The following is a 23,401-nucleotide window of genomic DNA, read 5'->3' as shown; positions in this document are numbered from 1 at the left end:
TCGTCACTGCCCAGGTGCGCGTTTGCTGGTGCTGAGTAAACTAGCGGTCCCCTCGTGTAAGGGGCAAACCATTTATTGACTATTTCTCGAGAACTTTCTCGGCACCCCGTCAGCGGGGCGTGAAACGCCCCCCTCAGCCCACGAGGCCGAGCACGTCCTCGCCGTAGCGGTCGAGCTTCTGGCGCCCGATCCCGCTGATGCGCAGCAGCGCCTCGGGGGTCTGCGGCTTCTGCTCGGCGATCAGCTCGAGGGTGGCGTCGGAGAAGACCACGAAGGCCGGCACCTTCTCCTCGCCGGCGCGCTCCTTGCGCCACTCGCGCAGCCGCTCGTAGAGCTCCTCGTCGTAGGAGGCCGGGCAGTCCTCGCACCGCGCCCGCTTCTTGTCGGCCGGGGTGCGCAGCGGGGTCCCGCACTCGCGGCAGCTCATCGCGCGACCGGCCCGCGTCGACCCCGCGGGCCGCGGTCGGGCCTCGTCGGGCAGCAGCGGGTCGAGGAACCGCGAGGGCTTGCGGGAGCCCCGGCCGCCGGGGTTGCGCGCCAGCGACCACGAGCACGAGAGCTCGAGCCGTGCGCGGGTCATGCCGACGTAGAGCAGCCGGCGCTCCTCCTCGACCGCCGCCGGGGTGTCGGCGTAGGTGATGGGCAGGGTGCCGTCCTGCAGCCCGCAGAGGAAGACGTGGTCCCACTCCAGGCCCTTCGCGGCGTGGAAGGTGGCCAGGGTGACGCCCTCGGCCACCGGGGCGTGCTGCTCGGCGGCGCGGCGGTCGAGGTCGTCGACGAAGGCGCCGGCGGGGTCGGCGTGGCCCTTGCCCTCCCCTGCCGCGAACTCCTCGGCCTGGTCGACCAGCGCCTGCCAGGACTCCCAGCGGTCCCGGGTCTGGCCCCGCCCGGTCGGCGGCGCCGAGGTCCAGCCCATCCCGGCCAGCGTCGAGCGCACGAGCTCGACGAGCTCCTCTCCCTCGCCGCTGCGCGCGGCGCCGCGGATGCGGGTCACCGCCTCGCGCACCTCGGGGCGGTCGAAGAAGCGGGCCGCGCCCCGGATCACGTAGGGGATCTTGCGCGCGGCCAGCGCCTCCTCGAAGGTCTCGGACTGGGCGTTGATGCGGAACAGGATGGCGACCTCGCCCAGGGAGGTGCCCGCTTCGCGCAGCTGCAGGATCCGCGCGGCGACCGCCTCGGCCTCGGCGACCTCGTCGGAGGCCGAGCGGTAGTCGACCGCGCGGCCCGAGGGGCGCTGGGAGCGCAGCGAGACGCTGGTGGTGGCCGAGCCCTCGAGGAGCGCGTTGGCCGCGGAGACGACCTCGGGGGTCGAGCGGTAGTTGCGGACCAGCTCGACCGACGTGGTGCCGGCGTGCTTGGTGGGGAAGTCGCGCAGGTAGTCGGCGTCGGCGCCGGCGAAGGAGTAGATGGTCTGCGCGGGGTCGCCGACCACGCACAGCTCGTCGCGCCCGCCAAGCCACAGGTCCAGCAGCGCCGACTGCAGCGGCGAGACGTCCTGGAACTCGTCGACGACGAAGTACTTGTACTGACGGCGCACCTGCGCGGCCACCCGCTCGTCCTCGGCGAGCATCCCGGCGGTCAGCAGCAGGATGTCCTCCATGTCCATGCGGCCCTCGCCGCGCTTGACGTCCTCGTAGGCGGCGAAGACCCGCGCGACGGTCTCGGCGTCGTGACCGGTGACGCTGCGCCCGCGTCGGGTGGCGACCCGGGCGTAGTCGTCGGGGTGGACGTTGCTGACCTTGGCCCACTCGACCTCGGAGGCCAGGTCGCGCAGCAGCGCCTGGTCGACCCGCAGCCGCTGGCGGCGGGCGGCGCCGGCCAGCAGCGGGATCTTCGACTCCGTCAGGCGGGGCAGCTCGGTGCCGTGCACGTGGGGCCAGAAGTAGCGCAGCTGGCGCAGCGCGGCGGCGTGGAAGGTGCGCGCCTGCACCGCACCGGCACCCATCGAGCGCAGCCGCTGGCGCATCTCGCCGGCCGCGCGGGTCGTGAAGGTGACCGCGAGGACCTCGGTGGGGGTGTAGACCCCCGAGGCGACGCCGTAGGCGATGCGGTGGGTGATCGCCCGGGTCTTGCCGGTGCCGGCACCGGCCAGCACCCGCACCGGGCCGCGCAGCGCCTCCGCGACCTGGCGCTGCTCGGGGTCGAGCGCGGTGAGCAGGGCGTCGGGGTCGGGCATCAGGGGGAACAACTCCGCTTCGGACGTGGTTGGTGTGGGGACCGATCACACCCTAGATGCCGGAGGCGACAGCCCGAGATGAGCACCGAAGCACCTGTGGAGACCACCCCCACGACCGGGTTCACGATGTACAGCACCCCGTGGTGCGGCTACTGCCACCGCCTGAAGTCGCAGCTCGACCGCGAGGGCATCCCCTTCACCATCGTCGACATCGAGCAGGACCCCGCGGCCGCCGACGTCGTCATGGAGGTCAACAACGGCAACCAGACGGTGCCGACGCTGGTCTTCTCCGACGGCAGCGCGATGACCAACCCCTCCCTGGTGCAGGTCAAGGACAAGCTGGCCGCCCTGGCCTGACCGCGCGGCCAGGCCGGGCGCGCCTCACCAGTGGCCGGGCAGCGGGCCGCCGTACCAGTGCTCGACCAGCGAGCGGCTGATGGAGACCCCGCCCGGCAGCACCAGCCTGCCGGTCTCGGCCTGCTCGCGCATCTCGGCACGGGTGAACCAGCGCGCGTCCTCGAGCTCGTCGTGGTCGACCTCGATGGCGGTGCTGGTCGCCCGGGCCGTGAAGCCGACCATCAGGCTCGCCGGCAGCGGCCACGGCTGGTTGCCGAAGTAGGTGACCTCGCCGACCTGGACGCCGGTCTCCTCGAGGACCTCGCGGCGCACCGCGTCCTCGAGGCTCTCGCCGGGCTCGCAGAAGCCGGCCAGCGTGGAGAACCGGCCCTCGGGCCACACCGACTGGCGCCCCAGCAGGCAGCGCTCGTCGTCGCTGCCCGGCTCGCCGTGCGCGACGACCATGATCACCGCGGGGTCGGTGCGCGGGAACTGCGTCTTGCCGCAGCGCGTGCACACCAGCTCGTGGCCGGACTTGCGGGGTTCGAGGTCGCCCGCGCAGCGCGGGCAGAAGCGGGTCACGAAGAGCCACTCGGCCAGGCCCAGCGCGTGGAAGACCAAGGGGGCGTAGGCCAGCGCGTCGTCGGCCAGCGAGGGCAGCAGCCCGCGCAGCGGCACCCAGCCCTCGCCCTGGCGCGAGAGGCCCGCGTCGGTCACGACCGCGAACCAGGCCCGGCCCTCCCACTCCCCCAGCAGCACCCGCAGGCCCTCGGGTGCCTCAGCCGGCGCCACCCACTCGACGCGGCCCTCGACAGGGCGGATGCGGGTGCCCGAGACCACCAGGACCCGGCTCCCCGGGTCGGCCCAGCGCTCGTCGAGCCAGGCGTCGTCGGTGCGGTGCAGCGCGACGCGGTCGTGCGGGTCGGCGGCCATCATCTGGTGCGGGTAGCTCACGGGCGCGACGGTAGCGCGCGGGACGGCCCGGAACACCGGGACCCCGGGGCGCGTTCCACCGGGGTGGAGATCTGGGACAGCATCGTGGTCGGCGCCGGCCAGGCGGGGCTCTCGGCCTCCTTCCACCTGGGCAGGCGCGGCGTCCGGCACCTGGTGCTCGACGCCGCCGCGGCCCCGGGCGGCGCGTGGCAGCACCGCTGGGACTCGCTGTCGATGGCCGACGTGCACGGCGTGCACGAGCTCCCGCACGACCCCCGCGCCCCGGCGACCGGGCCCGGGGCGCCCGGCCGCGACGACCGGCCGGCCAACCGTGCGGTGCCGGCCTACTTCGCCGACTACGAGCGCCGGCACGCGCTGCCGGTGCTGCGCCCGGTGCGCGTCGACCGGGTCACCGACGGCCCCGGGGCACTGCTGAGCGTGCACGCCGGCGAGCGCACCTGGCTGACCCGCACGCTGGTCAACGCCTCGGGCACGTGGTCGCAGCCCTACGTGCCGGCCTACCCCGGCGCCGCCGGGTTCGCCGGGCTCCAGGTCCACACGCGCGACTACCCCGGCGCGGAGGCGTTCCGCGGCCGCCGCACCGTCGTCGTCGGCGGCGGCGCCTCGGCGGTGCAGCTGCTCGGCGAGGTCGCGCTGGTCACCGACACCCTGTGGGTCACCCGGCGAGAGCCGGTGTGGCGCACCGACGACTTCACCAGCGAGGCCGGGCGGGCCGCGGTGGCGCTGGTCGAGGACCGGGTGCGCCGCGGGCTGCCGCCCGCCAGCGTGGTGGGCGTGACCGGGCTGGCCCTGCGCGAGCAGGAGCGGGCCGCGGCCGCGCTCGGCGCCTACGACCGGCAGCCGATGTTCGCCTCGCTCGAGCGCGACGGCGTGCGCTGGGCCGGCGGCCGCTTCGAGCCGGCCCAGGCAGTGCTGTGGGCCACCGGCTTCCGCCCGGCGGTGCGCCACCTCGCGCCGCTGCACCTGCGCACCCGCGAGGGCGGGATCCGGCTCGACCGGCGCGGCACCACCGCGGTCGACGACCCGCGGGTGCAGCTGGTCGGCTACGGCCCCTCGGCCAGCACCATCGGCGCCAACCGGGCGGGGCGGCACGCGGCCGCCGGTGTCGTCTCCGCCCTGCGTGTGGGCCGCGACGGCGCGGCTCAGGCCGGGTAGGACACCTCGGGGCGCCAGTCCGCGGCCTCCTGGTGGGCGGCCTGCCAGATCGCCTCGGCGACCGCGTCGTGGCTGAAGGTGCCCTCGCGGGCCAGCGCGCCGCGCACGGTCACCGAGACCGCGCGCACCCCCTCAGGGGCCAGGGTCGCGTCGAGGGAGCGCACCAGGTTGCGCACGCCGGCCTTCTGCACGCCCAACGACGCGGCTGCGGCCGACGGCTCGTCGGCGGCCATCGAGCCGGTGACGGTGACCCGCGAGCCCGGGCGCAGGTAGGGGTGCGCGGCCTGCACGGCCACCAGCAGCGCCCCGACGCCGAGCCGCACGTCGTCGAGCAGCCCCTCGACGTCGAGGTGCAGCGGGTCGGCCTCGCGGTAGGCGCTCGGGTTGACGTGCAGCAGGTCGATGCGCCCCAGCCGGCGCCCCAGGTCGGCGACCGCCCCGCCCCCGGTCACCGGATCGGAGACGTCGGCGACCCGGCGCTCGACCCGCGCCGGCACCAGCGTCGAGGCCAGGTCCTCGAGGGCGCTCTCGCCGTTGCCGACCAGGCCGACCGCCCAGCCGTCGGCGGCGCAGCGACGCGCCAGCGACCCGCTGACGCCCGGACCGGCCCCGACCACGACGACGACCCGCTGCTCCACGCTCATCCCCCGACTCTACGACCCTCTACGACCCCCTCCGACCCCCTCCGACCCGGTCAGCAGCGCCTCGAGCCGTTCCCGGCCCGGAAGGTCGAGGGGCTCGACGAGGTCGCCGGTGCGCACGTAGTAGAAGCCGGCGCGGACCTCGTCGGGCGCCAGGCCCTCGAGCTCGGCCCACGCGGTGCGGTAGAGCGCGAGCTGGAGCGGGTCGGCGTCGGCGCGGCGGTTGGTCTTCCAGTCCACGAGCAGGAACGAGCCGTCCGGCTCGCGGAAGACCGCGTCGATGCGGCCGCGCACCACCTGCCCGGCGAGCACCAGCGCGAACGGCGCCTCGACCGCGTAGGGCACCCGGTCGGCGAAGGGGCCCTCCTCGAAGCGGCGCACCAGCTCCTCGAGGTCGGCCGCGTCGTCGATGCCCTCGTCGCCGCGCCCGGGCAGCTCGTCGGGGTCGAGCAGCGGCTGCTGGCCGAAGCGGGCCTCGACCCAGGCGTGGAAGCGGGTGCCGAAGCGGGCCGCCGGCGACGGCGGGCGCGGCATCGGGCGGACCAGCTCGCGCGCGAACGTCTCGGCGTCGTCGCGCAGCCGCGACAGCGCGGTCACGGAGATGCTGCCCGGAAGCGGCACCTCGACCTCGGGGCTGCGCTCGCGCCGTGCCTCGGCCAGGAGCCGCTCGAGCTCGTCGTCCCAGGTGTCGAGGACCGAGCGCTCGACCAGGTCGGCCTGCTGGTCCCACGCGCCGCCCCGCCCGGACTCGAGCTCGTCGATGGCCTCGGCGACGAGCTCGGCGGCCGCGAGCCGGCGCAGCGCCTCGGCGGTGTGCTCGGTGACCGGCCAGGGGTGCTCGGGCACCTCGGCCTGCAGCAGCGGGTTGACCTCGCTCTTGTCGGGGCACTCGCGCCAGGCCAGGGGCGCCACGTCGGCCAGCGCCAGGAAGTCGCGCACGACGACCTGGTAGGGCGAGGGGCCCAGGCCGCCCTTGCGCCCCTCGGTCCACACGTAGGACGAGACGACCAACCGGTGCCGCGCGCGGGTGAAGGCCACGTAGCCCAGCCGCAGCTCCTCGGTGGCCTCGTGCTCCTTGGTGTCGGTCTCGAGGCGCTTGAGCGCCTCGGCGTCGTGGCCGCGCAGCTGGGGCAGGTCGCGCTCGTCGCCGCGCAGCGGCGTCGGCAGCATCTCGAGGCGGCGCGGCCACAGGCCGCGGCTGCGGGTGTGCGGGAACTTGTCGCGGCAGGTGCCGACGAGGAAGACCACGTCCCACTCCAGGCCCTTGGCGCGGTGCACCGTGAGCAGCTTGACCGAGTCGGCCTCCGACGGGGTGGCGGCGTCGAGACCGTTGCCGAGCTCGTCCTCGGCCTGCAGCCAGGCCAGCAGCGAGGTCAGGCTCACCGAGCCGTCGATGGCCTGGAAGTCCGCGACCGCCTTGACGAAGATGTCGAGGTTGTCGCGGCGGGCCCGCGCCGCCTCGCTGACCGAGGCGGCCAGCTCGAGGTCGATGCCGCAGGTCTCGATGATGCGGCGCACCAGCTCGAGCAGCGGCTCGCCGACGTGCCCGCGCAGCATCCGCAGCTCGGCGGCCAGCAGGGCGAAGCGCTCACGGGCCGCGGCCGAGTAGGGCCGCTCGCCCGGGTCGTCGAGCGCGTCGCACAGCGCCGGCACCTCGGTGGGGTCGGCGCCCGAGACCGCCTGCTCGAGCTCCTGGCCCAGCGCCTGGTCGCCGGCGCCCGCGCGCCCGCGCCGGGCCCCGGCGAGCTCCTCGGCGCGCTGGCCCAGCAGCGCCAGGTCGCGCGGGCCCACCGCCCAGCGCGGGCCCGTCAGCAATGTCAGCAGGTCGGCGTTGGCGGTGAGGTCCTCCAGCAGGGTCAGCGTCGCGAGCACCTCGGCTACCTCCGGCAGCCGCAGCAGGCCGCTGAGGCCCACGATCTCCACCGGCACCTCGGCGGCGCTGAGCGCGTCGAAGACGTCGGCGGCGTGGGCGTTGTCGCGCACCAGCACCCCGACCTCACGCCACGGCGTCCCGGCCCGGTGGGCCGCCTGCACCTGCTCGGCGAGCCAGCCCAGCTCCTCGGCGTACGTCTCGTGCACGGCCACGTCGACGACGCCCTGGGCGGTGGTGCCCGAGCGCAGCGGCGCCACCATCGGGAACTGGCGGTAGAGCGGGTCGGCCAGCGCGTTGGCGACGTCGAGGATGCGGGTGTCGGAGCGGCGGTTGACGCTGAGCCGGAACCGCGCCACCTCGCCCCCGTCGCCGCGGGGGAAGTCCTCGCCGAAGCGCAGGATGTTGGAGACCGACGCGCCGCGCCAGCCGTAGATCGCCTGGTTGGGGTCGCCCACCGCCATCACCGGGTGGCCGCCCCCGAAGAGCCGGCGCAGCATCCGGGCCTGGGCCACCGAGGTGTCCTGGTACTCGTCGAGCAGCACCACCTTGAACTTCTCGCGCTCCTGCTCGCCGACCTCGGCGTGGCTCTCGGCCAACCAGGCGGCCAGCGCGATCTGGTCGGAGAAGTCCATCAGCCCCAGCGCGTGCTTGAGCCGGCGGTACTCCTCGACCAGGTCGAGGGCCTCGGCGCGGCGGGCGAAGGCGCTGGCGACGTCGTCGCGGGTCTTCTTCGTCCCGGCCAGCAGCGCCTCGGCGAAGCGGGGCGCCTGCGCGGCGTCGAAGGCGCGCAGGGCAGCGACGTCGACCAGGTGCTCGCTCAGCGCGCCCTCGAGGCGCAGCACGTAGTCGATGACGTGGCGCGGGCTGTCGGAGAGCAGCTCGACGCGGCCGGTGTGCCGGTCGATGACCCGGGCGGCCAGCTGGTAGCGCGACGCGTCGGCCATCACCCGGGTGTCGGGCTCGTGGCCGATGCGCAGACCGTGCTCGGAGAGCAGCGCCGAGGCATAGGCGTTGTACGTCGACACCGTGGGCTCGAGCAGCTCGACGGCCTCCTCGTCCTGCGCCTCGCGCCCCCCGCCGTCGTGGCCGTCGTGGCCGCCCGGGCCGAAGCCGGCGCGCTCGAGGGCGTCGCGGATGCGCTGGCGCAGCTCGCTGGCGGCCTTGGTGGTGAAGGTCAGGCCGAGGACCTCGTCGGGGCGCACCTGGCCGGTCACCACGAGGTAGACCACGCGCGCGGCCATCAGCGTCGTCTTGCCCGAGCCGGCGCCGGCCACCACGACGGCCGGCTCGAGGGGCGCGCGGATCGCCTCCCACTGCTCGGGGCTGGGCGGGAAGTCGGCCTGCATGATCTGGCGCAGGTCCTCGGGGGTGTGCACCTCACGGATGCACGGCGCGCTCACGACGGCGCTCTCGACGGTGCTCTCGACGGTGCTCACGACAGGACCGTCCCCGAGGTCTTGGCCGGGCAGAGGGGCTGGAAGTCGCAGAAGTCGCAGTGCTTGCCGGGCCGGGCCACGAAGTCCTCCTCGCGCACCGCTCGCGCGGCCGCCATCAGCTGGTGCTCGATCGTGCGGACGCCCTGCTCGTCGGGCTCCTGGGGCGCCTGGGTCTGGACGGTCAGCCGGCCGCGCGCCTCGTGGCGCAGCTGCCACAGCTCGGCGCCGCCGGGCTGGGCGGACGAGGGCTCGCCGCGTCGCTCGGTCAGGACCTCGTCGACCGCGCCGTGCTCGACGGCGAGCTGGTAGAGGCCCAGCTGGGGGTGCACCGTGATCTCCTCCCCCGTCGGCTTGTACTTGCTGGTCTTGAGGTCGATGACGACCACCCGGCCCTCCGCGTCGACCTCGAGCCGGTCGGCGTAGCCGTGCAGGTGCACCTGCTGGCCGTCGGGCAGCTCGACCCTGGTGCTGATCCGCTGCTCGGTGGCCAGCACCTCGCGCGCCTCGGGGCGCTGGTGCCAGGCCAGGAACCGGGTCAGGGCCTTGCGCACCTCCTCGCGCTCGCGCCCGCCCGACCAGGGGGTGCGGAAGGGCAGGCGCGACCAGACGGCGTCGACGTGCTCCATCAGCGCCTCGACGGGGTCGGGACCCGACAGGTCGACCTCGCCGCGGCTGATCCGGTCGGCCAGGGCGTGCACGACGTTGCCGAAGCCCTGGGCCTGGGTGGCGGCCCGCGCGCCCCCGGCCTCGGACTCCAGGAACCACTTCGCCGGGCACTGCTCGAGCGTGGTCAGCGCGCTGGCGGAGAGCCGCACCGGCTCGTCGGGCTCGCGCACCGGCTGCGCGGAGGCGGTGAAGGCGCGGGTGCCCCACCAGGTGGCGGGGTCGGCGGCCGGCACCCACGCCGTGCCCTCGCGGTGCTGGGCGCCCAGGCGGGCCAGGCGCTCGGCGGCCGCGTGGCGCAGCACCTCGGACTGGGTGTCGTCGGCGACGGTGCGCCGCAGCTCGGCGACCAGCCCGGCCAGCGACAGCGGCCGCCGGGGCCGCCCCTGCACGTGCTGGGGGGTCGGGCCGAGCTCGGCGAGGAAGCGCGAGGCCTGCTCCCCGTCCTCGTCGGGCGAGGCGACCGCCGTCACGACCAGGCGCTCGCGGGCCCGGGTGCAGGCGACGTAGAAGAGCCGTCGCTCGTCGGCGAGCAGCTCGCGCGCCGATGTCGGGGGCACCAGGTGGCCGCTGCCGATCCGGTCGGCCTGCAGCAGCGTGGAGCGGCGGCGCAGGTCGGGCCAGCCCTCCTCCTGCACGTGTGCCACGACCACCAGGCGCCACTCGAGGCCCTTGGAGCGGTGGGCGGTCAGCAGCCGCACGGCCTCGCCGCGGATGCCCTGCTCGGCCAGGGTGTCGGCGGGGATCTGCTGGGCCACCAGGGTGGAGAGGAAGGAGGCCAGGCCGGTGTGCCCGCGGCGCTCCTCGACCCGGGCCGCCTCGTCGAAGAGGGCGCACACGGCGTCGAGGTCGCGGTGGGCGGTGCGCCCGCCCTGGCCGCCGCGGGTGGAGGCGGACTGCAGGCGGGCCGGCCAGTCGGTGCCCGACCACAGGTGCCAGAGCAGCTCCTCGGCCGAGGCCCCCTCCTCCACCAGGACGCGCGCCTCGCGCAGCAGGCGCGCCAGTCGCGCGGCCCGCGCCACCGCAGGCAGGTCGGCGCCGGGGGCACCGGCGAGGTCGTCGAGCACGCCCTCGTCGACGACGGCCGCGCGCAGCAGCTCGGGAGAGCTGCGCGGGGCCGCGCCCTCGTCGGCCTCGGCGACCCGCTGCTTCTCGCGCGTGCGCAGCAGCCGGGCCAGCACCCGCACGTCGGCCGCGTCGAGACCGGCCAGCTGGGAGTGGAGCAGGGCCTGCGCGTGCTGCGCGTCGAGGTGGTCGACGCTGCGCGGGTCGTCGTCGTCGAGGTGCAGCACCGCCGTCAGCGCGTCGACGAGGGTGCGCACGGCGGGCTCGCCGACCAGCGGGGTGTCGTCGCCGGCGACCTCCACCGGCACGCCGGCGGCCAGCAGCGAGCGGCGCAGCCCGGGGATCGAGGTGCGCCCCGAGCGCACCAGCACGGCCATGTCGTCCCATGCGACGCCGTCCTCGAGGTGGGCACGGCGCAGCAGGTCGGCGAGGTGCTCGGCCTCGGCCCGCTCGGTGTCGTAGGTCAGCACCTGCACCCGCCCGTCGCCGTGGTCGCCGACCGGCACCGGGGCCAGGAAGTCGTCGCGGGCCCCGCTCTCGATGGTGCCGATCAGCGGCAGCCGCGCCGCGACCCGCTGCGAGCAGCGCAGCAGCGAGGCGCCGAAGCGGCGCGTGCCGCGCAGCACGACCGTGCCCGCCGGGCTGCCGTCGCGCCGGGGGAAGGTGGTGGGGAACTCGAGGATGCCGCGCACCTCGGCCCCGCGGAAGGCGTAGATCGACTGGTGCGGGTCGCCGACCACGGTGATGTCGCGCCCGTCGCCGGCCAGCGCCTGGAGCAGCGCCACCTGGCCGGGGTCGGTGTCCTGGTACTCGTCGACGAAGACGTGGCGGTAGGTGGCGCGCAGCTCGTCGCGGTGCTCCTCGGCCAGGATCGCGGCCCGCCGGATGAGGTCGGCGTAGTCGATGGCCCCGCGCGAGTCGAGCACGTCGAGGTACTGGTCGAGGAACCACCCGGCCGCGACCAGCTCCGCGCGCCCGGACTCGGCTCCCAGACGGCGCAGCTCCTCGCCGTCGAGCCCCTTCTCGCGGGCCCGGGCCAGCACGGCGTGCACCTCGCCGGCGAAGCCGCGGGTGCCGACGGCGTGGCGCAGCCCCTCGGGCCAGCGCACCGACTCGGGGGCGTCGGTGAGCAGCTGCTGGAGCACGACGTCCTGCTCGGGGGCGCTGAGCAGCTGCAGCGGGCCCTCGTAGAGCTCAGCCGGCTGGTGCTGGCGGATCAGGCCGTAGGCGAAGGAGTGGAAGGTGGTGCCGATCGCCACCGCCGAGGTCAGGCCCAGGCGGGCGGTGACCCGGTCGCGCAGCTGCTCGGCGGCCTTGCGCGAGAACGTCAGCGCCAGCACCTGCTCGGGCCGGGCGCCCTGCTCGATGCGGTGCACGATCGTCTCGACCAGCGTCGTGGTCTTGCCCGTGCCCGGCCCCGCCAGCACCAGCAGCGGCCCGCCCGGGTGCTCCAGCACCCGGCGCTGGTGCTCGTCGAGCGTCGGCACCGCCGCCGCCTGCTGCGGCGCGGCGAGCCGGTAGGTGGTGGTCGCGGCGGGGCTCCTCATGGCGACCATTCGACCACCCGGCACCGACAGCCGCCGCGGCCCGGCCCGGCGTGGCAGGCTCGGCGCATGGACGGCCCCCTGAGCGACGTGATCGTGATCGACCTGACCCGCGCGCTGGCCGGGCCGCACGCGGCGATGATGCTGGCCGACCAGGGTGCCCGGGTGATCAAGGTCGAGCCGCCCGCCGGCGACGACACCCGCGCCTGGGGACCGCCGTTCGTGGGACCCGACGAGGCGCGCGAGTCGACGTACTTCCTCTCCGCCAACCGCAACAAGGAGTCGGTGGTCCTCGACCTCAAGGACCCCGCGGACTCGCAGGTGCTGGCCCGCCTGGTCGAGCGGGCCGACGTGCTGATGGAGAACTACCGGGGCGGGGTGCTGGAGCGCCTGGGCTTCGGCACCGAGCGGCTGCACGCGCTCAACCCGCGCCTGGTGGTGCTCTCGATCACCGGCTTCGGCCACGACGGCCCCGAGGCGCAGCGCGCCGGCTACGACCAGATCGCGCAGGGCGAGGGCGGGCTGATGTCGCTGACCGGCAGCGGGACCCCCACCAAGGTCGGGGTGCCGATCGCCGACCTGGTCGCCGGCATGAACGGCGCCTTCGGCGTGCTGGCCGCGCTGCACGAGCGCGAGCGCACCGGTCGCGGACGGGTCGTGCGCACCTCGCTGCTGGCCGGCATGGTGGGGGTGCACGCCTTCCAGGGCACCCGCTGGACCGTGGCCGGCGAGGTGCCGGGACCGGCCGGTGCCCACCACCCCTCGATCTCGCCCTACGGGCTCTTCGAGACCGGCACCGCGGCGATCCAGATCGCCTGCGGCTCCGAGGGGCTCTGGCGTGCCCTCTGCGCGGCGCTCGACCTCGACGCCACCGACCCCCGCTTCGCCACCAACGCCGACCGGGTGGCGCACCGCGACGCGCTGACCGGCCTGCTCGAGGCGCACTTCGCGACCGACCCCGCCGAGCACTGGCTCGAGGTGCTGGCCACCGCCGGGGTGCCCAGCGGCAAGGTGCGCACCCTCGACGACGTCTACGCCTGGGAGCAGACCCGCTCGCAGGGCCTGCTGCTCGACGTCGAGCACCCCACCCTGGGCCGCCTCCGGCTGCCGGGGTCGCCGCTGCGCTTCGACGACGCCGCCCACTCGGGCGGACGCTCCACGCACCTGCCCCCGCCACGGCTCGGCGAGCACACCGAGGCCGTCAAGGCCTGGCTCGACTCCTGATCGCGGCTCAGCCCAGGTCGACGATCGCCGCGACGGGCCCGCCGCCGTCAGGACCCTGGTGGGCGGCGGAGACGGAGACGAAGACGGCGGGGTCGCCGGTGACGGCGGCGGTGACCCCACCCACGGCGGCCTTGATCTGGCGGTGCCAGTGCACGTCGGAGTCGTCGAGCATCGCGTTGCGACGACCGCGCACGGTGCCGTCCTGCGACGCCTCGCACTTGAGGAACAGGTTGACCAGGCGGCCGTCGAGGTCGCTGTGGTGCGGGCGCTCGGGCAGGTCGAGCCCGGCGTCGCGGATCGCCTCCCACAGCCCGTCGGCGTCGAGGGCGTCGCGCATCACCGAGTGGCCGATGCGGTAGCGGCCACCGACCCCGGCCGCGTTGCCGACCACCACCACCTGGGCGCGGTCGAGCTCGACGCCCGAGGAGCAGGAGGCCACCGAGGAGTAGAGCGAGCGGTCCTTGAGCACCTGCTCGTCGGCGGGCATCTCGATCTCTCCGAGGGCCACGGCGACGCCCAGCGCGGTGCCGCCGTTGGAGACGTCCATCGAGTAGAGCGTGTCCTCGGTGAACACGTCGTGGCCGCGCGCCTTGGCGTCGGCGATGGTGCTCAGCGTCAGCAGCGGGGTCTTGGTCTGCACGTAGTGCACGTCGGCGGGGTCGCTGATGCCGGCCCGCTCCATCGCCACCCGCACCGCGTCGGCCACCTTGGTGACCATCCCGGCCCGGCCGATCTCCTCGGGGGCCAGCACCTCGCTCATGGCGAAGCCGACCGTCAGCCGCTTCTCCTGGGGGTCCCGGGGCGGCTCGACGGCCCCCTCCGGCAGGGTCGCGAAGATCGTCGCGTGCGGGCTGATCACACCGTCGGTGCCGCCGGACCACACGATCGGCACCTGGGCGACGGCCTCGGGCGCGGCGCCGCGCGCGACCAGCACCTCGCGGAAGGCACGGTCGGCGATGATGCGGGTGTAGTCGTTGACGCCGCCGTTGCCCTCGGTCTTGCCGATGATCGCGACGACGCGCGAGGCCTCGAGCACCCCCTCGTCGAGCAGCCTCTCCAGCTCGCTGGCGTCGGCGACGGAGTGGATCGGGACCTTGCGGACCTCGATGGCGTGCGGCATGGCGGTTCCTCTCAGGGACGGGTGGGTACGACGACGGTGCCGGCGCCGCCCTCGGCGGCGGGCACGAGGTGGGCGAGGTCGGTGATCGCGGCGTGCCGGCCCCCGGCCTCGACGAAGCGGCAGGCGGCCTCGACCTTGGGGCCCATCGAGCCGCTGGCGAAGTGGCCCTCGGCGGCGTGGGCGCGCAGCGCCCGGGTGTCGACCCGTCCCAGCGGGCGCGGGTCGGGGCCCTCGAAGCCGAGCACCGCGGCGGGCACGTCGGTGCCGATGACGAGGACGTCGGCGCCCAGGGCCCGGGCCAGCACGGCCGCGGCCAGGTCCTTGTCGACGACGGCCTCGACGCCGCGCAGGCTGCCGTCGGCCTCCCGCACCACCGGCACTCCCCCGCCGCCGGCGACCACGACGACGTACCCCGCGGCCGCGAGGGCGGCGGCCGCCGGCGCGTCGAGGACCTGCACCGGCTCGGGCGAGGCGACCACCCGGCGCCACCCGCGCTCGCCGCGGGGCTCCCAGGTCTCGCCGTGCTCGACGAGCACCCGGGCGTCGGTCTCGGGAAGGAAGCGGCCGATGGGCTTGGTGGGCCGCGCCCAGCAGGGGTCGTCGCGCTCGACCAGGGTGCGGGTGACCAGGGCTGCCGTCGGGGTGGAGAGGCCGCGCTCGGCCAGGGCCGCCTCGAGGGCGTTCACGAGCACGAAGCCGAGCGTGGCCTGGGTCTGCGCGCCGCACCAGTCGAGCGGCACCGGCGGCACCGCGCTCGCCGCCAGCTCGTTCTTGACCAGCAGGTTGCCGACCTGGGGGCCGTTGCCGTGGGTGAGCAGCACCTGGTGGCCCGCGGCGACCAGGGCGGCCACGGCGGCGGCGGCCCCCCGGGCGGCGGCGATCTGGTCGCCGGGTCGCGCCGAGCCGTCGGGCCCGGTCATCGCGTTGCCGCCGAGCGCGACCAGGACCCTCATGCCCCGACCCTAGGGACGACGCCCGGGGCGGGCACCGTGCGTTGCCACCACGATGGACGGACCCGCCTGGCAGGAGTTGCCAAGCGGGTCCGTCGTCATCTGGTGCTCGGGGCTCAGCCCAGGCGCAGCACCACGGGGGCCGAGACGCTGCGCTTGGCGACGTCGTCGCCCTTGCGCACGGCCTTCAGCTTGTGGCGTCCCGTGCCGAGCTTCAGGGTCACCGTGACGGTGCCGTCGTCGCCGGGCTCGAGGGTGAGCACGTCGACGCGCTCGCCCCTGTCCTTGACGACCACGGTGCCGGTGCCGGGGGCCCCGTCGATCTCGACGCCGACGGTCACGACCGCCTTGCGCTGGTTCTTGGCCTCCGCCTCGAGCGTGGTCACCGAGTCGGGCCGGACCGCCTCGGGGGCCTCGACCGCCTCACCGGCCGGCGCGGCCCACATCAGTGCCCGGGCGGCCTGGCTGAGGCCGCCCTTGGGGTGGGTGCGGAAGAAGACCGAGGTGCCGAAGACCAGCGACTTGGCGCCCGTCTCGGCGTTCTCGGAGGAGACCACCGAGGCGTTGCCGGCCGCGGACTCGGGGCCGTTGGTCGCGTTGGTGGCGCGCCAGTGGCCGGCCAGGAACGGCTGCTCGGCGTCGTAGGCCTGCTCGACGGTGACGCCCTCACCGAGACCGGTGAAGGAGTAGGCCGGGTAGATGAAGGCGTGGTCCTGGGCGTAGGGCGCCAGCACCGAGCCGTCGGGGGTGTCGACGGCCACGATGCCGTTGCCCGACCCGTTGCCGTTGACGACCGCGCCGCTCATCAGGCCGAAGGAGACAGCCGCCTCGAAGCCGCGGTTGGTGCGCCCGAGCAGCGCACCACCCTCGTCGACGAAGGACTGCACCGCCGCCCGGGCTGCCGAGCCGGCCGCGGGGTTGAAGGTGGAGGCCACCCACAGCACGTCGACGTCGTCCATCAGCGACGGGTCGGCCTCGAGCGTGCTCGAGGAGAGCTGCACGAGGTCGTCGAAGCCGAGCTCGGTCAGCGAGAGCCGGTCGTCCTGGGAGCCGACGTAGCCGATGGTCAGGTCGCTGAGCGCGGCGGTGGTCTCGTCGTCGAGGGCGTCGAGGTCGGCCGGGGTGGCGGCCTCGAGGACGATGCCGTGCTCGCGGGCCACGTCGGCGGCGGCGTCGAAGTCGTCGACACCGACGACGACCGAGCCGTCGGCCAGCATCGAGACCGGCACGCTGTCCTCGAGCAGCGAGTTCAGCGCCTGGAAGTCCACGACCCCGGCGACGTCGAAGGTGGTGTGGCTCGGCGTCGAGGGCACGGAGGTGGCGTCCGTGGGGGCGCTGACCGGGGTCGTGGCGCCCACGGGCGCCTCGGTGGTCAGGCCGACCTTGTCGACGTCGGCGCCCCAGAGGTAGGCGTAGCTCCACGCGGAGACGTCGTACATCGTCGGCAGCTTGCTGGAGATGTCGTCGCCGAGGTCGAGCAGGCTGTTGGCCAGCCCGCGCAGCGGCTGGTGCATGTCGACCACGTAGGAGCCGGCGGGGTAGGTCGTGCCACCGATCGTGGTGTCGGCGTCGAGGGTGCCGACCTCGATCTCGTGCAGCAGCAGCTGCTCGACCAGCGAGGTCGCGTCGCTCGTGGAGCGCTGGCCCTCGCCGACCGGGATCACGTAGGCGCGCGGCAGGGTCACCGGCTCCTGGTCGTCGGCGACGTCCCAGAGGTCCTTCCACTGGTCGGGGCCGGGCACCTCGGCGATGTTCTCGCCGGTCAGCGACACCTTGGGCTCGCCGGCCACGCCGCGGCGGAAGGTCTCGATCTGGTTCTCGAGCATCTCGCGGGCCGTGGTGGGGTCGTTGAGGTAGTCGACCATGCTCTCCAGGGTCTGCACGGCGACCGCGGTGTTGACCGCCGCACGCTCGGGGGTCTGGCGACCACCGCTGGCTCCCCGCGTCAGGGGCAGCTCGACCGTGGTCGTCGCCGCGCCGTAGAACGCGGCGTACTGGGCGGTGAAGATGGGCGGGAAGTCGTCCCACCCGGACGGGGTGTCGCGGTAGGGGATCTTGATGTGGGCGGTCGCCTCGTCGGTGATCTCCGTGACGATCTCGCCGGTCTCGACGTTGCGGTAGGTGTTGCCGGGGATCGCCGCGTCGACGACGTCCTGCTCGACCTTGAGCGCCATGGCGTAGTTGTGCGGCAGGATCAGGTCGAACTCGTAGTTCGAGCCGTGCGGCGGGCCGGCCGGCTCGATCTGCAGCACCCGGGTGTAGCCGTGGAAGTCGGCGGCGTAGAGCGCCTGGACGGCCTGGGCGGTGCGGATGAACGAGCGCGTCTCGGGGGTCTGGTTGGTGATCAGGTCGCGGTTGGGGTCCAGGCCCAGCGCGGTCGCCCGGGTGGCGCCGGTGCGCCCGTCGGGGTTGAGCGACGGGGAGAAGTAGAGCCGGTTGTTGCGCAGGATGCTGCCGACCTCCGACATCGGCGCGGTGGCCAGGTACTCGATGTACTGCATCGCAGCATCGGTGCCCTCCCACTCGTTGCCGTGGATGTTGTGGCTCATCCACACGGGGGTCTTGTACTGCGCGAGGAGCTCGGCGTCGTCAGCCGCGGCGGCCGGGTCGTTCTTGATGGCCTCGCGCCAGGCGGTCTGCTGGGCGGTGTCCTGCTCGCGCTCCGGGGCGGTCACGGTCACCAGGTAGAGGTCGCGGCCCTCGGTGGACTGGCCCACCACCTGGGCGGAGACCCGGTCGCTCCTCGCCATCAGCTCCATCAGCTTGGGTGCGATCTCCGGGTGGCCCATCAGCTCGGCGGTGTGCGCCGCGTCGTCGGGGTTGTCGCGGTAGAGGCGCAGCGCGGGCTGGTAGGGGTAGGAGGTCGGCATCTCGATCGGGTCGCCGGCGACGGCCGTCTCGGCGGCGCGCTGGACGATCTCCGCCTTGGTCGGCTCCTCGACCCGGGTGGCGCTGGCGGGGCCACGGCCGCTGCTCTGGTCGAAGCGGGGCGCCGACGTGGGGTCGGCCGCAGCAGGCAGGCCCGAGCCGGCCAGGGCGGTGGTGGCGGCGAGGGCCAGGCCCAGCGGGGCGACCAGCGCGCGTGTTGTCCTCACAGATGTGCTCATTTCTCTGACGGGGGACCCCACCCATCGGCGTCCCAGACCGTCACCCTGGCCGAAGATCGCCGCCTCTGGTGGGAGGAAACAGAAAATTAATGCATTGTCTCAGCAATCGACGAGATTACTTGCGCAATCGGCGGGCGGTGCGCTAGGGAGGGCTGATCATCCCAGGTCGGCTGGCGGCCCCACCAGGTCGACGTCGGCGTGCGCGGCCCCGCCGGCGAGCGAGGCGTAGCCGGGGCCCCGGTCGAAGAACGCCGGGCCCCGCGGTGGGCGCGCGGCGCGCTCGGCCCGCGTCGCGTCCGCGTCGTGGCCCAGCCGGTGACCGGGCTCGTCGAGCGACCCGGTCAGCACCACGCCGTACGCCGCCAGCGCGGCCTCGGGCGAGACCTTGCGCCAGACCACGTCGCGCACCACCAGCGCCGGGTCGCGCTCCAGCGGGTCGCCCCAGCCGCCGCCACCGGTGGTGCGGATGCGGATCACCTCGCCGGCGCGCACCGGCTCGGCGTCGGCCAGCGCGTCGACCTCGCGCTCGTGCGGGCCCCCGGGGTCGATGGTGACCTGGAACGGCGCGCCCGCGAGCCCGCCGCGGACCCCCCAGCAGGCGAGGATGGAGCGGTCGGCGATCGACATGAAGTGCGCGTCACGCAGCATCCGCACGTGCTTCTCGTAGCCCAGCCCGCCGCGGAACCTCCCGGCGCCGCCGCTGTCGACGGCCAGCGAGAGCCGCTCGACCAGGAACGGGAAGCGGGCCTCGGTGAACTCGGTGGGCAGGTTGCGGGAGTCGGGCACGACGTGGATGGTGTCCTCGCCGTCGCCGTGCGGGCGCCCGCCCGAGCCGCCGCCCAGGACCTCGCGCATCAGGTAGGGACGGCCCTCGGCGTCGTCGCCGTAGACGCCGGTGTAGCGGATCGTCTCCTGGTCGGCGGGCATCTGGCCGTCCACCGCCTTGGCCACCGCCCCGGCGAGCACGCCCAGCAGGCGCAGGATGACGAAGGTGCGGGCGTTGGTCGGGGCCGGGAAGACCGGCGTGAGCAGGGTGCCCGGCTCGGGGAAGCGCATCTCGATGAGCGGCACCACGCCCTCGTTGACGTCGAGCTCGGCCATCCGCTCGGGCGTCGCGGCGAGGTTGCGCAGCACCGGGGCCAGCCACTTCTTCAAGAACACGCCGTCGGAGTAGTCGCCGCAGTGGTTGATCGGGCCCCGGGCCTGCGGGCCGGTGCCGTCGAAGTCGATGACCAGCCGCTCGCCGTCGGGGTCGTCGGCGGGGGTGCGGGTCAGGGTGATCCGCTGGGTGTGCAGCCGCGGCTCGTCGACGCCGTCGTGCTCGGCGTAGTCCTCCCACGTCCACGACCCGACGGGGATCCGGCCCAGGACCTCGCGGCGGTACGTCGTGGTGGTGCGGTCGATGATCGCGTCGAAGGCCGACTCCACGACCTCGACGCCGTAGCGGTCGAACAGCTCGCCCAGCCGACGGGCCCCCATCAGGCAGGCCGAGCACTCGGCGTCGAGGTCGGCGGCCAGCGACTCGGGCATCCGCGAGTTGCGGGTCATGATCGCCAGCGCCGCGCGGTTGGGCACCCCCGCGTCCCACAGCTTGATCGGCGGCACCATCAGGCCCTCCTCGAAGACGCTGGTCGCGCCCGAGGGCATCGAGCCCGGCACCGCTCCCCCGATGTCGTCGTGGTGGCCGAAGGCCTGCACGAACGCGACCACACGGGGGGCTCCGCCCCCCGTGGACCCCCCAGAGGCATCCGCGGAGGGTCCTCTGCTGAACACAGGAACGGTGACGCACAGGTCGGGCAGGTGCCCGATGCCGCCCTCGGAGCGGTAGACGTCGTTGTGGAAGAAGACGTCGCCCTCGCGCATCTGCTCGACCGGGAAGTCGCGCGCCACCGGGTGCACCAGCGCCGAGTAGGAGCGCCCGGTGAGCTTGCGCAGCAGCCGGTCGTGGATGCCGGCGCGGAAGTCGTGGGCGTCGCGGATCATCGGGCTGCGGCTGGTGCGGGCGATGGCCGTCTCGACCTCGGCCTCGACGCTGGCCAGCGTGCCCTGGACGATCTCGACGAGCACCGGATCGGCGCTCGCCCCGTGGTCGGCGGTGAGGAAGCCGAAGGGGAAGTCGGTGGGTGCGCGGCGGCTCATCGGGTCCCCTCCCGGGTGACGACCAGGTTGAGGTGCTCGTCGACGCGGGCGGTGAAGCCCGGGTGCAGCGGCACGGTGGACCCGAACTCCTCCAGGACGGCCGGCCCGGTCACGACCGTGCCCGGGGCCAGGTCGGCGCGCTGGTGCACCGGGGTGTCGACGTACGCCGCGGCCGCGTCGAAGCACACCGGGCGCCGCCCCGACGCGACCGGGGCGGGCGGTGGCGGCTCGGGCACCGGGTGCCGCCGGATCTCGGGGCGCCGGATCGGGCCGATGCCCGAGACCCGCAGGTTGACCCACTCGACCTGCTGGGTGGGGTCGCCGGCGAAGTCGTAGCCGTAGAGCGCGCGGTGCTCGGCGTGGAAGCCGCGGGCCACCTCGCCGAGGGTCGTCTCGTCGACCGGGCCGTCGGGCACCGGCACCCGGACCTCGAAGGCCTGGCCGAAGTAGCGCAGGTCGGCGGTGCGCACGAAGCAGTGCTCGGTCTCGTCGAAGCCCTCGCCGCGCAGCGCCCGGGCGGCCCGGGCGGTGAGGTCGTCGAGGACCCGGGCCACGTCGCCCGCGGCCAGCTGCTCGGCCAGGCGCACGTGGGTCTGCACGTAGTCGTTCTTGACGTCGACGGTGAGCAGCCCGAAGGCCGAGACGTTGCCGGGATCGGGCGGCACCAGCACCGTCTCGATGCCCAGCACGTCCATCAGCCGGCACAGCAGCAGCGACCCGGAGCCGCCGAACGTGGTGAGGGTGAAGTCGCGGACGTCGAGCCCCCGCTTGACGGTGACCTGGCGCAGCGCGTTGGCCTGGTTCCAGGCCGAGATCTCCAGGACCCCGCACGCACAGGCCTCGGGGCTCAGCCCGAGCAGCTCGGCCAGCGCCTCGACGCCGGCCCGGGCCGCGTCGACGTCGAGCGGGATCTCGCCGCCCAGGAGGTGGGGCGGGATGCGGCCGAGCACGACGTGGGCGTCGGTGATCGTCACCTCGCGCCCGCCCCGGCCGTAGCACAGCGGGCCCGGGTCGGCGCCCGCCGACTGCGGGCCGACCTTGAGCGTGCCCTCGGGCGAGAGCCAGGCGATCGAGCCGCCGCCGGCCCCGACCGTCACGACGTCGATCATCGGGATCTTCGAGGGGTAGGCGCCCACCGAGCCCTCGGTCGTCAGGGTCGGCTCGCCGTCGATGACGACGGAGACGTCGGTGGAGGTGCCGCCGCCGTCGGAGGTCAGCACCCGGTCGAAGCCGGCGACCTGGGCGATCATCGCGGCGCCGAGCGCACCGGCGGCCGGCCCCGACAGCACGGTGGTGATCGGCTGGTGAACGACCTCGTCGGCCGAGAGCACCCCGCCGTTCGACTTCATCACGTAGAACGGAAACGCACGGGGGGCTCCGCCCCCCGTGGACCCCCCGGACGACGACAGAGCCCGGGGGGCTCCGCCCCCCGTGGACCCCCCGGACGACGACAGAGCCCGGGGGGCTCCGTCCCCCGTGGACCCCCCGAGGCCCTGCAGCCGCTCGGTGATGTTGGCGACGTACGCCGACAGGCGCGGCTTGACCGCCGCGTCGACGAGGGTCGTCATCGCCCGCTCGTACTCGCGGTACTCGCGCAGCACCTGGCTGGAGATCGACACGACCGCGTCGGGGTGCTCCTCGGCGAGCACCTCGCGCATCGCCTCCTCGTGGGCGGGGTCGGCGTAGGAGTGCAGGAAGCAGACCGCGAGGGTGTCGACGCCCCGCTCGCGGAACCACCGGGCGACCCGGCGCGCGCCCTCGGCGTCGAAGGGACGGACCTCGGCGCCGGTGTGGTCGAGCCGCCCGCCGACGCCCTTGACCAGGTCGCGCGGCACGATGCGGTCGGGCTTGACCCAGAAGTAGGAGTTGCCGTAGCCGTCGGGCACCGACTGGCGGGCGATCTCGAGCATCGCCTCGTAGCCCTCGGTGGTGATGAACCCCAGCCGCTCGACCTTGCCCTCGAGCAGCTGGTTGGTGGCCACCGTGGTGCCGTGGCTGACCGCGTCGACGTCGCCGGCGCCGCGGCCCAGCAGGGCCAGCACCTTGTCGATGCCCGCCAGGAAGCCGTCGGCGGGGTTGGCCGGGGTCGACGGGGTCTTGGTGGTCACCACCTCCCCCGACACCTCGTCGAAGGCGACCACGTCGGTGAAGGTGCCACCGGTGTCGATGCCGATCCGGATGCTCCGCGTCACGCGCCGATTCAACCGGCGCCGCGCGCGCCCCGGCCACGGCGGAACCTGCCGACCGGGGGTGCGGGCGTTGGCAGGTCTTGCGACCTCAGGCGCCGGGCGCCCGGTCGTTGTAGACGCCGGCCTCGTCCTGGCCGCTCAGGGCCGCGACGGCCGCCATCACCTCGTCGGTCAGCTCGCGGCGGGCCCGCCCGAGCGGGACGCCCTCGAAGCGGCCGCCGGCGCGCACCGGCGGCCCGAAGCGCACCGTGACCCGCACCGGCCGGGGCAGGCTCGAGCCGACGGGCTGGAGCCGGTCGGTGCCGACCAGGCCGACGGGCACCACGGGCACGCCCGCGGTCAGCGCGAGGTGCCCGACGCCGGTGCGGCCGCGGTAGAGCCGACCGTCGCGCGAGCGCGAGCCCTCGGGGTAGAGGCCGAAGGCCTCGCCGCGCGCCAGCACCTCGAGCGCGGTGTCGAGGCTGGCGATCGCGGCGCGCGGGTCGTCGCGGTCGACCGGCAGCATCCCCAGCCCCTCGAACCAGGCGCGCTGCGCGGCCCCGCGCAGGCCGGAGCCGGTGAAGTAGTCGGACTTGGCCAGGAAGACGACCTTGCGCGGCACCACGACGGGGATGACCACCGAGTCGATGAAGGAGAGGTGGTTGCTGGCCAGCAGCACCCCGCCGGTGGCCGGCACGTGCTCGAGGCCCTCGACGTGCGGGCGCCACAGCGCCCGGGCCACCGGGGGCACGACCGCGTGCAGGGCCCGGTACATCCGGTCGCTGGGCTCGGTGGACGACGGCGCGGAGGGGGGCACGTGGTCAGTGTGCTGGTTACCGGCCGGTCCGCC

At 74.7% G+C, this 23,401-nt stretch carries 14 protein-coding genes; 3 read left to right on the top strand and 11 right to left on the bottom strand.

Annotation, left to right across the window (positions count from 1 at the left end; translation table 11 throughout):
• Positions 1-133: 133 nt before the first annotated feature.
• Positions 134-2,176: an ATP-dependent helicase gene (locus tag JOE61_RS16575; protein WP_193667247.1), complete on the bottom strand. Its 2,043-nt coding sequence runs from the start codon at positions 2,174-2,176 to the stop codon at positions 134-136.
• Positions 2,177-2,254: 78 nt separating this feature from the next.
• Here JOE61_RS16575 and JOE61_RS16570 point away from each other — a divergent pair, with 78 nt between their 5' ends.
• Positions 2,255-2,533 (top strand): mycoredoxin, encoded by a 279-nt coding sequence (locus JOE61_RS16570; RefSeq protein ID WP_193667246.1) that lies wholly within the window; start codon positions 2,255-2,257, stop codon positions 2,531-2,533.
• Positions 2,534-2,557: 24 nt separating this feature from the next.
• Here JOE61_RS16570 and nudC read toward each other — a convergent pair whose 3' ends face one another.
• Entirely contained in the window at positions 2,558-3,466 is a 909-nt protein-coding gene (nudC, locus tag JOE61_RS16565; RefSeq protein ID WP_193667245.1) for an NAD(+) diphosphatase, read from the bottom strand.
• A 63-nt stretch (positions 3,467-3,529) separates the two neighbouring features.
• On the opposite strand from nudC, the gene JOE61_RS16560 reads away from it, so the two are divergent.
• The gene (locus JOE61_RS16560; RefSeq protein ID WP_193667244.1) at positions 3,530-4,621 is read left to right on the top strand and encodes an NAD(P)-binding domain-containing protein; all 1,092 of its coding nucleotides are present in this window, start codon (positions 3,530-3,532) and stop codon (positions 4,619-4,621) included.
• Here the strand turns inward: JOE61_RS16560 and JOE61_RS16555 are convergent.
• Genes JOE61_RS16555 through JOE61_RS16545 form a run of 3 tightly spaced genes read right to left on the bottom strand, consistent with a single transcriptional unit; the run spans position 4,609 to position 11,846 of the window.
• Positions 4,609-5,265 (bottom strand): SDR family NAD(P)-dependent oxidoreductase, encoded by a 657-nt coding sequence (locus tag JOE61_RS16555; RefSeq protein ID WP_227491150.1) that lies wholly within the window; start codon positions 5,263-5,265, stop codon positions 4,609-4,611. The two genes, JOE61_RS16560 and JOE61_RS16555, sit on opposite strands and share 13 nt — an antisense overlap.
• Before the next feature lie 9 nt (positions 5,266-5,274).
• On the bottom strand, positions 5,275-8,571 hold the full coding sequence (locus JOE61_RS16550) for an ATP-dependent helicase (protein ID WP_307823065.1): 3,297 nt from the start codon (positions 8,569-8,571) through the stop codon (positions 5,275-5,277).
• A complete protein-coding gene (locus JOE61_RS16545; protein WP_193667243.1) occupies positions 8,568-11,846 on the bottom strand; it encodes an ATP-dependent helicase in 3,279 nt (1,092 codons plus the stop codon). The genes JOE61_RS16550 and JOE61_RS16545 overlap by 4 nt, the downstream gene beginning before the upstream one ends.
• Before the next feature lie 66 nt (positions 11,847-11,912).
• On the opposite strand from JOE61_RS16545, the gene JOE61_RS16540 reads away from it, so the two are divergent.
• Positions 11,913-13,067 carry a CaiB/BaiF CoA transferase family protein gene (locus tag JOE61_RS16540; protein ID WP_193667242.1) on the top strand — a complete coding sequence of 385 codons (1,155 nt, stop codon included), beginning with the start codon at positions 11,913-11,915 and terminating at the stop codon, positions 13,065-13,067.
• Between the two features lie 7 nt (positions 13,068-13,074).
• Here the strand turns inward: JOE61_RS16540 and bar are convergent, their stop codons facing one another.
• From bar to JOE61_RS16510, 6 genes are all read right to left on the bottom strand, one after another.
• Positions 13,075-14,187 (bottom strand): barbiturase, encoded by a 1,113-nt coding sequence (gene bar / locus JOE61_RS16535; RefSeq protein ID WP_193667241.1) that lies wholly within the window; start codon positions 14,185-14,187, stop codon positions 13,075-13,077.
• Between the two features lie 11 nt (positions 14,188-14,198).
• Positions 14,199-15,140, bottom strand: coding sequence for a carbamate kinase (locus JOE61_RS16530; RefSeq protein ID WP_193667240.1), 942 nt, complete (start codon positions 15,138-15,140; stop codon positions 14,199-14,201).
• 113 nt (positions 15,141-15,253) lie between these two features.
• Complete coding sequence (locus JOE61_RS16525) at positions 15,254-18,232, bottom strand: M14 family zinc carboxypeptidase (RefSeq protein WP_204797265.1); 2,979 nt, start codon at positions 18,230-18,232, stop codon at positions 15,254-15,256.
• Between the two features lie 168 nt (positions 18,233-18,400).
• Entirely contained in the window at positions 18,401-20,383 is a 1,983-nt protein-coding gene (locus tag JOE61_RS16520) for a hydantoinase B/oxoprolinase family protein (protein ID WP_193667238.1), read from the bottom strand.
• Positions 20,380-22,575, bottom strand: a complete 2,196-nt coding sequence (locus JOE61_RS16515; protein ID WP_193667237.1) for a hydantoinase/oxoprolinase family protein — start codon at positions 22,573-22,575, stop codon at positions 20,380-20,382. Before JOE61_RS16515 ends, JOE61_RS16520 begins: the two co-directional genes overlap by 4 nt.
• Before the next feature lie 85 nt (positions 22,576-22,660).
• Entirely contained in the window at positions 22,661-23,368 is a 708-nt protein-coding gene (locus JOE61_RS16510; RefSeq protein WP_307823064.1) for a lysophospholipid acyltransferase family protein, read from the bottom strand.
• Between the last annotated feature and the right edge of the window lie 33 nt (positions 23,369-23,401).

The organism is Nocardioides salarius (genome assembly GCF_016907435.1).
GTDB classification, from domain to species: domain Bacteria; phylum Actinomycetota; class Actinomycetes; order Propionibacteriales; family Nocardioidaceae; genus Nocardioides; species Nocardioides salarius.
The sequence above is the reverse complement of the archived record's forward strand: the minus strand, read 5'-3'. Positions and strand labels throughout refer to the sequence as shown.

Excerpts from the sequence above, each read along its gene's own strand:
- JOE61_RS16575 (WP_193667247.1), bottom strand. The coding sequence starts at position 2,176 with ATGCCCGACCCCGACGCCCTGCTCACCGCGCTCGACCCCGAGCAGCGC.
- JOE61_RS16570 (WP_193667246.1), top strand. The coding sequence starts at position 2,255 with ATGAGCACCGAAGCACCTGTGGAGACCACCCCCACGACCGGGTTCACG.
- JOE61_RS16555 (WP_227491150.1), bottom strand. The coding sequence starts at position 5,265 with ATGAGCGTGGAGCAGCGGGTCGTCGTCGTGGTCGGGGCCGGTCCGGGC.
- JOE61_RS16545 (WP_193667243.1), bottom strand. The coding sequence starts at position 11,846 with ATGAGGAGCCCCGCCGCGACCACCACCTACCGGCTCGCCGCGCCGCAG.
- JOE61_RS16540 (WP_193667242.1), top strand. The coding sequence starts at position 11,913 with ATGGACGGCCCCCTGAGCGACGTGATCGTGATCGACCTGACCCGCGCG.
- bar (WP_193667241.1), bottom strand. The coding sequence starts at position 14,187 with ATGCCGCACGCCATCGAGGTCCGCAAGGTCCCGATCCACTCCGTCGCC.
- JOE61_RS16530 (WP_193667240.1), bottom strand. The coding sequence starts at position 15,140 with ATGAGGGTCCTGGTCGCGCTCGGCGGCAACGCGATGACCGGGCCCGAC.
- JOE61_RS16520 (WP_193667238.1), bottom strand. The coding sequence starts at position 20,383 with ATGAGCCGCCGCGCACCCACCGACTTCCCCTTCGGCTTCCTCACCGCC.